Origin of the sequence: Rhodococcus sp. IEGM 1370, from assembly GCF_033142325.1 — a bacterium.
Taxonomy (GTDB): Bacteria; Actinomycetota; Actinomycetes; order Mycobacteriales; family Mycobacteriaceae; genus Rhodococcoides.
In genome coordinates, this window is sequence record NZ_JAWLRY010000005.1 from 85191 (window position 1) to 98403 (window position 13213).

Annotated in this window: 10 protein-coding genes; 8 read left to right on the forward strand and 2 right to left on the reverse strand. The window is 65.3% G+C overall.

Features of this window, described 5'->3' with window-relative positions:
- Positions 1-33 precede the first annotated feature (33 nt).
- Positions 34-1665, forward strand: coding sequence for an ABC-F family ATP-binding cassette domain-containing protein (locus R4P47_RS10080; RefSeq protein ID WP_317784693.1), 1632 nt, complete (start codon positions 34-36; stop codon positions 1663-1665).
- A 14-nt stretch (positions 1666-1679) separates the two neighbouring features.
- On the opposite strand, the gene R4P47_RS10085 is transcribed toward R4P47_RS10080, so the two are convergent.
- Both R4P47_RS10085 and R4P47_RS10090 read right to left on the reverse strand, forming a co-directional pair.
- Positions 1680-2255 (reverse strand): TetR/AcrR family transcriptional regulator, encoded by a 576-nt coding sequence (locus R4P47_RS10085; protein WP_068282405.1) that lies wholly within the window; start codon positions 2253-2255, stop codon positions 1680-1682.
- A gap of 113 nt (positions 2256-2368) precedes the next feature.
- The gene (locus R4P47_RS10090) at positions 2369-5179 is read right to left on the reverse strand and encodes an aconitate hydratase (RefSeq protein WP_283346929.1); all 2811 of its coding nucleotides are present in this window, start codon (positions 5177-5179) and stop codon (positions 2369-2371) included.
- A gap of 348 nt (positions 5180-5527) precedes the next feature.
- Between R4P47_RS10090 and R4P47_RS10095 the strand changes: the two genes are divergently transcribed.
- From R4P47_RS10095 to inhA, 7 genes are all read left to right on the forward strand, one after another.
- Positions 5528-6070, forward strand: a complete 543-nt coding sequence (locus R4P47_RS10095; RefSeq protein ID WP_317784694.1) for a DUF6676 family protein — start codon at positions 5528-5530, stop codon at positions 6068-6070.
- A 439-nt stretch (positions 6071-6509) separates the two neighbouring features.
- Positions 6510-8039, forward strand: a complete 1530-nt coding sequence (locus R4P47_RS10100; protein ID WP_149405816.1) for an NlpC/P60 family protein — start codon at positions 6510-6512, stop codon at positions 8037-8039.
- A gap of 121 nt (positions 8040-8160) precedes the next feature.
- The gene (locus R4P47_RS10105) at positions 8161-9531 is read left to right on the forward strand and encodes a MoxR family ATPase (protein ID WP_317784695.1); all 1371 of its coding nucleotides are present in this window, start codon (positions 8161-8163) and stop codon (positions 9529-9531) included.
- Between the two features lie 20 nt (positions 9532-9551).
- Positions 9552-10523 (forward strand): DUF58 domain-containing protein, encoded by a 972-nt coding sequence (locus tag R4P47_RS10110; protein WP_068050497.1) that lies wholly within the window; start codon positions 9552-9554, stop codon positions 10521-10523.
- Positions 10520-11512 (forward strand): VWA domain-containing protein, encoded by a 993-nt coding sequence (locus R4P47_RS10115; RefSeq protein ID WP_300522400.1) that lies wholly within the window; start codon positions 10520-10522, stop codon positions 11510-11512. The genes R4P47_RS10110 and R4P47_RS10115 overlap by 4 nt, the downstream gene beginning before the upstream one ends.
- Positions 11513-11578: 66 nt before the next feature.
- Entirely contained in the window at positions 11579-12301 is a 723-nt protein-coding gene (gene fabG1, locus R4P47_RS10120; RefSeq protein ID WP_068050494.1) for a 3-oxoacyl-ACP reductase FabG1, read from the forward strand.
- A gap of 60 nt (positions 12302-12361) precedes the next feature.
- Positions 12362-13186, forward strand: a complete 825-nt coding sequence (inhA, locus tag R4P47_RS10125; RefSeq protein ID WP_032377850.1) for an NADH-dependent enoyl-ACP reductase InhA — start codon at positions 12362-12364, stop codon at positions 13184-13186.
- Positions 13187-13213 lie beyond the last annotated feature (27 nt).

Here is a 13213-nt window from a genome sequence, read left to right on the forward strand (position 1 = left end):
CGGTCTTGTTCGGCAATCGCTAGGAGCGCACGCGTGATCACCGCCACCGACCTGGAAGTTCGTGCCGGTGTGCGGACCCTTCTGTCCACCGAGGGGCCCGCGCTCCGCGTACAGGCAGGCGACCGCATCGGGTTGGTGGGCCGCAACGGGGCAGGCAAGACCACCACGCTGCGCATCCTGGCAGGTGAGGGAGAGCCGTATGCGGGCGAGGTCGTACGTACCGGAGAGCTCGGCTACCTTCCACAGGATCCCAAAGAAGGCGACCTCGACGTGCTGGCCAAGGATCGAGTGCTCTCGGCCCGGGGCCTGGACACCCTCCTGCACAGCATGGAGAAGCAGCAGGCACTGATGGCCGAGGTGGCCGACGAGGCGCTGCTCGACAAGGCCGTGCGCAAGTACGGCGAACTCGAAGAGCGGTTCGCATCCCTCGGCGGCTACGAGGCCGAGAGCGAGGCGGCCCGAATCTGCAACAGCCTCGGTCTGGCCGACCGCATCCTCGGTCAGCCGCTGCGGACCCTCTCCGGTGGTCAGCGCCGACGCGTCGAACTGGCTCGAATTCTGTTCGCCGCGTCCGACGGCAGTGGCGGACGCTCGAACACCACATTGCTGCTCGACGAGCCCACCAACCACCTCGACGCCGATTCCATCACCTGGTTGCGCGGATTCCTGCAGAGCCACGAGGGCGGACTCATCGTGATCAGTCACGATGTCGAACTGCTCGGAGACGTGGTGAATCGGGTGTGGTTCCTCGACGCAGTGCGCGGCGAAGCCGACATCTACAACATGAACTGGAAGAAGTACCTCGACGCCCGCGCCACGGACGAGCAACGGCGTCGTCGCGAGCGCGCCAACGCCGAGAAGAAGGCGGGCGCACTACGCGTCCAGGCCGCCAAGATGGGGGCCAAGGCGACGAAAGCCGTTGCGGCACAGAACATGGCGAAGCGCGCAGACAAGCTGATGGCCAACCTCGATGCGGAGCGCGTATCCGACAAGGTTGCGCACATTCGCTTTCCCGAGCCGGCTCCGTGCGGCAAGACACCGTTGATGGCCAAGAACCTCACCAAGATGTACGGGTCGCTGGAGATCTTTGCCGGCGTCGACCTGGCCATCGACCGAGGAAGTCGAGTTGTCGTGCTCGGCCTCAACGGTGCGGGCAAGACGACGCTGCTGCGGATCCTCGCGGGCACCGAGAAAGCCGACACCGGCGAGATCGAGCCGGGCCACGGCATGCGTGTGGGCTACTTCGCCCAGGAGCACGACACCCTCGACGATCACGCGTCGGTATGGGAGAACATCCGGCATGCGGCACCCGACACCGGCGAGCAGGAGCTCAGATCGCTTCTCGGTGCCTTCATGTTCACCGGGCCCCAGCTCGAGCAGCCGGCAGGAACACTCTCGGGCGGTGAGAAGACCCGCCTGGCACTCGCCGGCTTGGTGTCCTCGGCGGCGAACGTGTTGCTGCTCGACGAACCGACCAACAACCTCGACCCGATCTCACGCGAGCAGGTCCTCGACGCACTCCGCAGCTACAAGGGTGCCGTCGTACTGGTCACCCACGATCCCGGTGCCGCCGAAGCGCTCTCACCCGAGCGGGTGATTCTGCTTCCCGACGGTACCGAGGACCACTGGTCGCAGGAGTACCTGGAACTGATCCAGTTGGCCTGACCTGCTCGCCAGGGTCATTCCGATCGGTCTTGCCTGCGAACCGACTCCTCGACCAAGTCCAGGATCGCCGAGAGGTTGGACCTACCGTGGCCCGACGCGATGCGCGCCACCAGGCCGTCCAGCACGAGATCCAGGTAGTCGGCGAGGACGTCGTTGGGAATGTCGTCGCGCAGTCTTCCTGCGGTCTTCTGACGCTCGAGTCGCCCCAGCGTCGCGTCGGTCAGCTCTGCAGACCGTTCGGCCCAGCTGCTCCGGAAGTCCGCGTCCGTGCGTAGTCGTCGGGTGATCTCGAGCCGCGTTCCGAGCCACTCGAATTGTTCGGGTTGCGCCAACATGTCTCGCATCACCTGCACCAGGCCCTGGGTGGACGCGACCTCGGCCATGCGTCGGGCATCTTCCTGCGCCAGCGCGAGGAAGAGACCGTCCTTGTCCTTGAAGTGGTGGAATATGGCTCCGCGCGACAGGCCGGTGGCCTCTTCCAGGCGCCGTACCGTCGCGCCCTCGTAACCGAACTCGCCGAAGCACTTGCGCGCGCCGTCGAGAATTTCGCTTCGACGGGCGGCCAGGTGGTCTTCGCTGACCTTGGGCACGTGTGGGTTTCCTACTTTCGATGAGGGCCTCGACCGATACGGCGATGGGCCCGGAAACACGTTGTCGGTTCCGGGCCCATCGCCGTTCGAGGCATACGTCAGACGACGCGCACTCAGCCTCTGATCATGTTGCGCAGCACGTACTGCAGGATGCCGCCGTTGCGGTAGTAGTCCGCTTCACCCGGGGTGTCGATGCGAACCACGGCCTCGAATTCGACCTTCGTGCCGTCTTCCTTGGTGGCGATGACGGTCATCGTCTTCGGGGTGGTGCCTTCGTTCAGCTTCGCGACGCCGACGATGTCGAACGTCTCGGTGCCGTCCAGCTTGAGCGACGCTGCGCTCTCACCGGCCGGGAACTGCAGGGGAACGACGCCCATGCCGATGAGGTTGGAGCGGTGGATGCGCTCGAACGACTCGGTGATGACGGCCTTGACGCCGAGGAGCGAGGTGCCCTTGGCCGCCCAGTCGCGCGAGGAGCCGCTGCCGTACTCCTTGCCGCCCAGCACGACCAGCGGGATGCCGGCCTTCTGGTAGTTCTGCGACGCGTCGTAGATGAAGGACTGCGGTCCACCGTCCTGCGTGAAGTCACGGGTGTAACCGCCCGAGACGTCGTCGAGGAGCTGGTTCTTCAGGCGAATGTTCGCGAACGTTCCGCGAATCATGACCTCGTGGTTTCCACGACGCGAACCGAGCGAGTTGTAGTCCTTGCGCTCGACACCGTGCGAATCGAGGTACTGCGCGGCAGGCGTGCCTGCCTTGATGGGGCCTGCCGGGCTGATGTGGTCGGTGGTGACCGAATCGCCGAGCAGGGCCAGCACGCGTGCGCCCTTGATGTCCTCGACCGGAGCCGGATCCATCGTCATGCCGTCGAAGTACGGAGGCTTGCGCACGTACGTGGAGTTGGGATCCCACTCGAACGTGTCGCCCTCGGGGGTGGAGAGATTCTGCCAACGGCTGTCGCCGGCGAAGATGGTGTCGTAGGACTTGGTGAACATGTCCCGGCTGATCGAGGACTGGATGGTCTCTTCGATCTCCTGCGTGGACGGCCAGATGTCCTTCAGGAACACCGGGTTGCCTTCGTGATCCTCACCGAGGGCGTCGGTCTCGAAGTCGAAGTCCATCGTGCCCGCGAGGCCGTACGCGATGACCAGCGGCGGTGAGGCCAGGTAGTTCATCTTGACGTCGGGGGAGATGCGGCCCTCGAAGTTGCGGTTACCCGACAGCACAGCGGTGACCGAGAGGTCGTTGTCGTTGATCGCCTTCGAGATCGGCTCGAGCAAGGGACCGGTGTTGCCGATGCACGTGGTGCAGCCGTAACCGCCGAGGTAGTAGCCGAGCTTCTCGAGGTACGGCCATAGGCCGGCCTTCTCGTAGTAGTCGGTGACGACCTGCGAGCCGGGTGCCATGTTGGTCTTGACCCAGGGCTTGGTGGACAGGCCCTTCTCGACGGCGTTGCGGGCGAGCAGTGCCGCGCCGAGCATGACCGACGGGTTCGAGGTATTGGTGCAGGAGGTGATGCCCGCGACCACGACGGCGCCGTGATCGAGCACGAATTCGCCTGCCTCGTCGGTGGTGACGCGAACCGGCTTGCTCGGACGACCCTCGGAGCCGTATGCGGCAGAACGAACGTCGACGGAATCCTCTTCGGCGAAGCTCAGCGAAGCGGAGTCGCTGGCCGGGAACGATTCGTCGAGGGCCTCGTCGAGCTTGCTGTCACCCTCGTGCTTGGGGTGGTTCTCCTCGACGTAGTTGTGGATGTCCTTGCGGAACGCAACCTTGGACTCGGACAACAGGATTCGGTCCTGCGGGCGCTTCGGGCCTGCGATGGACGGAACGACCGTGTTGAGGTCGAGTTCGATGTACTCGGAGTACACGGCCTCGTTCTTCGGGTCGTGCCACATGCCCTGTTCCTTGGCGTACGCCTCGACGAGAGCGAGCTGCTCGTCGCTGCGGCCGGTCAGGCGCAGGTAGTTGATGGTTTCCTCGTCGATCGGGAAGATCGCTGCGGTGGAACCGAACTCGGGGCTCATGTTGCCCAGGGTGGCGCGGTTCGCCAGCGGAACCTCGGCCACGCCTTCGCCGTAGAACTCCACGAACTTGCCGACGACGCCGTGCTTGCGCAGCATCTCGGTTGCGGTCAGCACCACGTCGGTCGCGGTGACGCCGGGCTGGATCTCGCCGGAGAGCTTGAAGCCGACGACGCGGGGGATGAGCATCGAGACGGGCTGGCCGAGCATGGCCGCCTCTGCCTCGATACCGCCGACGCCCCAGCCCAACACACCGAGGCCGTTGACCATCGTGGTGTGCGAGTCGGTGCCGACACAGGTGTCGGGGTAGGCCTGGCCCTTGCGGGTCATGATCGTCGGTGCGAGGTACTCGATGTTGACCTGGTGCACGATGCCCATGCCCGGGGGGACGACCTTGAAGTCGTCGAATGCGCCCTGTCCCCAACGCAGGAACTGGTAGCGCTCACCGTTGCGCTCGTACTCGAGGTCGACGTTGCGCTCGAGAGCATCGGCGCGGCCGAAGACGTCGAGGATGACCGAGTGGTCGATGACCATGTCGGCGGGGGAGAGGGGGTTGACCTTGTTGGGGTCGCCGCCCAGGGTGGTGACGGCTTCACGCATGGTGGCGAGGTCGACGATGCACGGAACACCGGTGAAGTCCTGCATGATGACGCGTGCAGGGGTGAACTGGATTTCGAAGCTCGGCTCTGCGGACGGATCCCACGAGGCAATCGAACGAATGTGGTCGGCGGTGATGTTCGCACCGTCCTCGGTGCGAAGGAGGTTCTCCGCGAGGACCTTCAGTGCGTAGGGCAACTTCTCGGCACCGGGCAAAGCCGACAGTCGGAAGATCTCGTACGAGTTCTCGCCGACTTCGAGGGTGCCCTTTGCACCGAATGAATCTTTACTTGCGGTCACTTCAGCTCCACTCGTCTATGAGGCACACCGCCGACGGGGCTGTGTCGACGGTTGAAGCGAGGCTCCGGCTGCGGGCCTCGGCCTCGAATCTCGGTAACGAGAGTTCGAGGCGGACGCACAGTCGGTGTCTCGATGGAAGTCTAACAGTACGCTTGTCCTGTGAAAACCTGCGGTCCGGTCCTCGGTGGGTGTCGCGAGACCGATCCACAGGACGATCCTCACGTAGTGCTCCCGGCTGCGCAATGAAGGGCGACCTCAGTAGTTGCGTCGGACCTGCGGGCCTACCAGGTACGGGCGCGGCGGTGACGTAGGGTTCGATCCGACTGGTTCCTACCGACTGGACGAGAGATGCCTGAGCCGATTCACGCCGTTTCCCCACTTGCCACCGACATACCGGCAGGTCTGGACGTCGACAGCATCGTCGCCACGGTCCGCGAGTCCGGTGTCAGTGCCCCCGCCGACGAAGAAGCAGGGTTGTCCGCGGCCGTTGCGCGCGCCGAGGACCACGGCATCGACCTGAGCATCGTGATCGTGCCGACCGAACCTCGTCACGACTCGCAACTTCGCGACCTCGCCACCGCTGTCGGAGCGCGTGAGGGTGGCACGGTTCTCGTGCTCAGTCCCGGTCAGGTGGGCACGTTCAGCGACTCGATCAGTCGGGTGACCCTCGAAGCAGGCCAGGACCGTACCTACACCGGCAACCACGTCGTCGCCGCGGACAACTTCGTCGACACCCTCGTCGAGGACCAGGCGCCGTGGGGCCTACTCACCGGCGGCCTGGTCATCGTCGTCGCCGCGGTTGCGACCCTGACCGCTGCCGTCAAGGTCCGCAGATACCGCTCTCGTTCGGAGTCGAAGGATCACGCTCACAGCGAGTCCGTCAGCGACTGAGCGCTCTGCTGCGCGTGTCGTTCGAGTGACCGACACCCGCACTGTCGGACCCGGTCGCGATCATGACCGTGAGGTCGTCCGAAAAAGTCGGAAAAATTGTTTCCGGTAAACCCCGAGTTCACGGCGTTGTGCCTGGTGGAATTACCAATGTGTCATTTGTGACTGGAGTTTCCTTAGGGTGCGAAGTGTCGTACGGTGCCATTGGCACTGCTGGGGAAGGAGTGTCGCAGAAGGCGGTTGTCATCCGTGGGGAACTCGGGAGGCCACTGCTTCGGGTGTGACTGACGTGGTTCGCACCTGTCGTATCGCTGCGTGTTTCTTTCCTGCCCGGCGAGAACGCTCACCGTCACCTGCGATCGGGGTGGAGGACGGAGAGCACCTCGACGGCACGACGGTTCGACGCGAACCCGAGTGAGTGCCGGACCCGAGGGAGACATTTGTGAGCCGACGTCAAGTCCGCGGAACTCACCGCCGTGCACTCGTCCGTACCCGATTCGTGCTGGTGGGCGTAGGCCTCGTTCTCGCGTTGACGGCGACCCTTCCCGGGGTTGCCGCCGCGGTACCTCCGCCACCGCCCAACCCCTCGGACACCGATCTCGCCGCCGCAGGCAGCGCCGTCGATTCGAGCCTCGGCCAGGTGGGTCAGCTGATCGACGCGATCGCGTCGGCCAACCAGCAACTCGCCCAACTCGACGACGAGGTGGCGTCGAAGCGGGAAGGCGTCAACAAGGCCCTTGTAGATCTGCAGAATGCGCGTGACGCGGCCGATGTCGCTGCGGCCGTCGTCGGTGCCGCGCAACAGGCTCTTGCCGATGCGGGCACCCAGATCCAGGCAGCCCAGAAGAAGTTCGACGAGTTCGCCAAATCCAGCTACACCCAGGGCTCCGGGGTTGCCTCGATGGCATCGTTCCTCGGATCCAGCGGACCCGACGATGTCCTGGACCGCGCCCAGGTCCTCAAGGTGCTCTCCAACAGCCAGAACGCGGTACTCGACGGCTTGCAACGGGCCCGTACCGAGCAGGCGAACCGCGATTCGGCGGCGCGTGAATCCAAGCAGCAGGCCGACGCGGCCGCCTCGGAAGCCGAGGCCAAGAAAGCAGAGGCCGAACAGGCCATCGCCGAGGCGCAGGCAGCGCTGCAGGCAGAGGCCGACCGGAAGGCCACGATCGAATCACAGCGCGACTCGGCGCAGTCCGAACTCGACGCCGCCCGCAGCAACGTCGCCGGTCTGCAGGATCAGCGTGCGGCGTACGGCACCTGGGAGGCGCAGAAGGCGGCCGAGGACGCGGCCATCGCCGCCGCCACGGCCGCAGCGAAGGAAGCTGCCGTGCAGGCAGCGGCGCGAGTATCGGCCAACCTGGCGGCGCAGCAACGCGCGGCGGCCATCGCCGAGGGCCAGCGTTCACACGTGGACGTGGACGAGGATTCGAGCGCATCGACCGACTCGGACAGTTCCACCGCGACCACCCCGACCACGCCGAGCACTCCCACCACGCCGAAGACGCCCGCCAAACCGAAGACGTCCACGACCCCGTCGGTGACCGGAAGCGCAGCCGTCGAATTGGCGATCGACCGCGGCATGAGTCAACTCGGCGTGCCGTACTCGTGGGGTGGCGGCGACGAGAACGGACCGACCAAAGGCATCAGGGACGGCGGAGTAGCGGACAGCTACGGCGACTACAACAAGGTCGGCTTCGATTGCTCGGGGCTGATGATCTACGCCTTCGCGGGCCTGGGGATCTCGCTGCCGCACTACACCGGTTACCAGTACACAGCGGGTAAGCAGGTGCCGTCCTCGGAGATGAAGCGGGGCGACATGATCTTCTACGGACCCAACGCCAGCCAACACGTCGCGCTCTACCTCGGCGACGGCAAGATGCTCGAAGCTCCGCAGTCGGGTTCGGTGGTCAAGGTGTCCGACGTGCGATACAGCGGAATGACGCCGTACGCCGTGCGCATGGTGTCCTGAGCGCGGATCCGGCGCGCGCGTCGGGGGTGCCTTTCGGCGCGCGTGCCGAACACCTGGAATAGTTGATTGCGGCGGTATGAAACGTGCCCGACGACGATCGACTGAAAGCGGTGAATTCTTGGTGACATCACGTGACGGCCGGATTTCGAACGACGAGGGGTCGACGCGAGTCGAGTCCGAGACGTCGAATCCACCGGGTGTGGAGCCGAAGCGGGTGGACAGTCCGGCCTTGGCCGAGGACGTCCAGCTTCTCGAGAAAGCCGTGTACGAGGTCAAGCGCGTGATCGTCGGTCAGGATCGGCTGGTAGAGCGCATTCTGGTGGGGTTGCTCGCCCGCGGACACGTGTTGCTCGAGGGTGTTCCCGGCGTCGCGAAGACCCTTGCCGTCGAGACGTTCGCACGTGTGGTCGGTGGCTCGTTCTCGCGAGTTCAGTTCACGCCCGACCTTGTTCCCACCGACCTCGTCGGCACTCGCATCTACCGTCAGGGTCGTGAGGAGTTCGACACCGAACTCGGACCCGTCGTGGCCAACTTCGTGCTGGCCGACGAGATCAACCGTGCACCGGCCAAGGTTCAGTCCGCTCTGCTCGAGGTCATGGCAGAACGACACGTGACCATCGGCGGCAAGACGTTCCCGATGCCGGATCCGTTCCTGGTGATGGCAACGCAGAACCCCATCGAGAACGAGGGTGTCTACCCCCTTCCCGAAGCGCAGCGAGACCGATTCCTGTTCAAGATCGTGGTCGACTACCCGACGGTCGAGGAAGAGCGCGAGATCGTCTACCGCATGGGAATCAAAGCCCCCGAGCCCAAGCAGATCCTGGACCCGGTCGAGTTGGTTCGCCTGCAGAATCTGGCCAGCTCGGTGTTCGTGCACCATGCGCTCGTCGACTACGTGGTGCGGGTCATCTCTGCTACTCGAACTCCCGAGCAGTTCGGCATGGACGACGTGGCCAGCTGGATCGCCTACGGTGCATCGCCGCGTGCGACGCTCGGCATCATCGCCGCCTCTCGCGCACTGGCTCTGCTCCGTGGTCGCGACTACGTCGTTCCCCAGGACGTTCTCGAGGTCATCCCCGACGTGCTCCGGCACCGTCTCGTGCTGTCCTACGACGCTCTGGCCGACGAGGTGACCCCGGAGACGGTCATCTCCCGGGTGCTGCAGACCGTCGGGTTGCCGCAGGTGTCACCGCAGGCGGTACCGGTGCCGCAGGGCAACGGAGCCGGTCCGGACGGCCCACACTTCGACGGACGTCAGCCACAGGGTCCCTACCCGAGCCAGGGTCAGCATCCTGGCCAGTTTCCCGCTCCGGGGCAGTTTCCCGCGCAGGGCCAGATGCCTCCGTCGCAGCAGCCCGGACCCCAGCAGCAGCCGGGACCCCAGCAGCAGCCGGGACCTCAGCAGCCACAGGGCGGTCAGTACGGTCAGCCGGCACCGTCGTTGCAGAAGCCGTCGGGTGACGGATCGGCGATCGGTACGCCGGGGCAGTGAGCGGATCCGACACCGCTTCCGTGACCGCATCCCGTGCCGTCGTCTCTCGGCCGCCGTCCTTCCGATCGGGTGAACTGCGCGATCCGAAACTGGCTGCCGCGCTGCGGACCTTGGAGCTGACCGTCCGCCGCCGATTGGACGGGGTGCTGCACGGCGATCATCTCGGGCTGATTCCCGGTCCCGGTTCGGAACCGGGCGACGCCAGGGAATACCAGCCGGGCGACGACGTCCGCCAGATGGACTGGTCGGTCACCGCGCGTACGACGCATCCGCACGTGCGGCAGTCCGTGGCCGACCGCGAGCTGGAGACCTGGCTCGTCGTCGACTTGTCGGCCAGCCTCGACTTCGGCACCACCGGGTGCGAGAAGCGCGATCTCGCGGTCGCGGCCTCGGCCGCCATCACTCATCTGTCCGGCGGTGGCGGTAATCGAATCGGCGCGGTGGTGGCCACCGGTTCCGAGACCAACCGCATTCCGGCACGCGGCGGACGCGTGCACACTCAGTCGATGCTCCGTGCCATTGCCACGACGCCGGCTGCGGCCGACGGTGTGCGCGGTGACCTGCGCGCTGCCATCGAAGCGCTGCGACGGCCCGAACGCCGCCGCGGGATGGCTGTGGTGATCAGCGACTTCCTCGGGCCGATCGATTGGGAGCGGTCGCTTCGGGCCATCTCCGCTCGACACGACGTGCTGGCCGTCGAGGTACTCGACCCACGTGATCTGGAACTGCCCGACGTCGGTGACGTGGTTCTCCACGATCCGGAATCCGGCCGCACTCGCGAATTCAGTACCACGCCTCGGCTGCGTGCAGATTTCGCGCGCGCAGCTGCAGCACACCGCGACGACGTCGAGAAGGCGCTACGTCGTTGCGGCGCACCCCGATTGACGCTCCGCACCGACGGTGACTGGATCGCAGACGTCGTACGGTTCGTGACCGCACGCAGGCACACCATCGGGTCCGGGTTCACCAACACTGCGCGGGCACCGCGATGAGCCTGACCGATTTCGCCTCGCCGTGGTGGCTGGGCTTTCTCCTCGTCGTCATCGCACTGACGGTCGGCTACGTCGTGATCCAGCGGCGCAAGCAGAAACACGTGCTGCGGTTCTCCAACATGGAACTGCTCGAGTCCGTTGCGCCGGATCGGCCCAATCGGCTGCGACACCTGCCGACGGCACTGGTTCTGGTCGGCCTGATGTTCCTGACCGTCGCGTTGGCCGGTCCCACAGCGGACCAGCGGGTGCCACGGAACCGAGCGACCGTCATGCTCGTCATCGACGTGTCCCTGTCGATGGAGGCCACCGACGTGGAGCCGACTCGGTTGGCAGCCGCGCAGGAAGCAGCCAAGTCCTTCGCCGACGGACTGACGCCCGGCATCAATCTCGGATTGGTCGCGTTCGCCGGAACGGCGTCCGTCCTGGTCTCGCCCACGGCCAACCGCGAAGCCACCAAATCCGCCATCGACAGGTTGCAACTCAGCGAACGAACGGCCACCGGCGAGTCGATCTTCACCTCGCTCCAGTCGATCGACACTCTCGGCGCGATACTCGGCGGCGGCGACGCGGCGCCGCCTGCGCGCATCGTGCTGCTCTCGGACGGTAAGCAGACCGTTCCGCAGAACCTCGACGACCCCCGCGGCGGGTACACCGCGGCGCGTGCCGCCAAGGACAAGAACGTGCCCATCTCGACCATCTCGTTCGGCACGAGCTACGGCTCCGTCGAGATCGAGGACGAGAACGGCGTCGAACGTGTACCCGTACCGGTCGACGATCCGTCGTTGCGGGAGATCGCGAATCTGTCCGGCGGCAGCTTCTTCTCCGCGTCGTCGCTCGAGGATCTCAGAGACGTCTACGACACCCTCGAGGAACAGATCGGGTTCGAGATCACCCGCGGAGACGCGTCGCGTCCGTGGCTGATACTCGGCGTCCTGTGCATCTCGGTCGGCCTCGGTTCGGCATTGGTGATGCGGCAACGTCTCCCGTGATCGTTGTTCTTACTCACCAGTAAGTTTCGCTTTGTCATTCCAGGACGAACAGATAGGTTGCTAGGCATGTCCACACCTGACTTCATCGCGCGATCGGTACTCGTCACCGGAGGTAACCGGGGAATCGGTCTTGCCATCGCCCAGCGACTCCAAGCCGACGGCCACAAGGTGGCCGTCACCCACCGTGGCTCCGGCGCTCCCGACGGGCTGTTCGGAGTCGTCTGCGACGTCACCGACTCCGCCTCGGTGGACGCGGCCTTCAAGGAGGTCGAAGAGAAGCAGGGACCGGTCGAGGTGCTCGTGGCCAACGCCGGTATCACCGACGACACACTGCTGATGCGTATGACCGAGGACCAGTTCCAGCGTGTGATCGACGCGAACCTGACCGGAGCCTTCCGCGTCGCCAAGCGCGCCAACCGAGCCATGTTGCGCGCGCGCTGGGGTCGGATGATCTTCCTGAGTTCTGTCGTGGCCATGGCCGGCGGACCGGGGCAGATCAACTACGCAGCGTCCAAGGCGGGCGTCATCGGAATGGCTCGATCGATCACGAGGGAACTGGGTTCGCGTTCCATCACGGCGAACGTCGTGTCCCCGGGTTTCATCGAAACCGACATGACGGCAGAGCTCTCGGACGACTTGCGCGGCAAGGCGAAGGAATACATCCCCCTCCAGCGTCTCGGTCAGCCCGAGGACGTTGCGGCAGTGGTGAGCTTCCTTGCCGGACCTGACTCGTCGTACGTGTCCGGTGCGGTCATTCCCGTCGACGGTGGTATGGGCATGGGGCACTGAAGTCCTACTCGCACAACGATTTCGACAGACGTACACCTCCGAATTAAGGAATACAGCACTATGGGCGGATTGCTCGAAGGCAAGACCATTCTCATCACCGGCATCATCACCGACGCCTCGATCGCTTTTCACGCTGCAGCCATGGCGCAGGAGCAGGGTGCCAAGGTGATCATCACCGGGTTCGATCGACTCCGACTCATCGACCGCATCGCGCAGCGTCTGCCCAAGGAGGTGCCCCCGGCGATCGAGCTCGACGCCACCAACGAGGAGCACCTCGCGGCGCTGGCCGACCGCGTACGCGAAGTGGCACCGGAAGGTATCGACGGGGTTCTGCACTCGATCGCATTCGCGCCCCGCACCCTCATGGGCCCCGATGCGAAGCCGTTCCTCGACGGCCCCGGACCCGATGCCGCGAGGGCATTCGAGATCTCTGCGTGGAGTTACGCGTCGCTGGCGCGCGCCGTGCTCCCGGTCATGAACGAGGGTGGCTCCATCGTCGGAATGGACTTCGATCCGCGCACCTCGATGCCGTACTACAACTGGATGGGTGTGGCGAAGGCCGCCCTCGAGTCCGTGAACCGTTACGTGGCACGGGAAGTGGGCGCAGCCAAGCGCATCCGCTCCAATCTTGTTGCAGCAGGGCCGATCAGGACTCTTGCCGCCAAGGCAATTGCGGGTACTGCGACCGGTGATGCCGCCAAGATGGACCAGCTCAACGTCTACTGGGACGGCGCCGCTCCCATCGGTTGGGACGTCAACGATCCCACTGTCGTCGCGAAGTCGATCGTCGCGCTGCTGTCCGATTGGCTGCCCGGCACCACCGGATCCATCGTGTACGTCGACGGTGGAGCCAGCCACAACACGTACCTCCCCGAGAACATGTGACACCGCGGTGGGCGGAACCGCACGTGG

Coding starts and splice junctions, on each gene's coding strand:
- fabG1 (WP_068050494.1), top strand. CDS start 11,579: ATGTCCACACCTGACTTCATCGCGCGATCGGTACTCGTCACCGGAGGT.
- R4P47_RS10115 (WP_300522400.1), top strand. CDS start 10,520: ATGAGCCTGACCGATTTCGCCTCGCCGTGGTGGCTGGGCTTTCTCCTC.
- inhA (WP_032377850.1), top strand. CDS start 12,362: ATGGGCGGATTGCTCGAAGGCAAGACCATTCTCATCACCGGCATCATC.
- R4P47_RS10095 (WP_317784694.1), top strand. CDS start 5,528: ATGCCTGAGCCGATTCACGCCGTTTCCCCACTTGCCACCGACATACCG.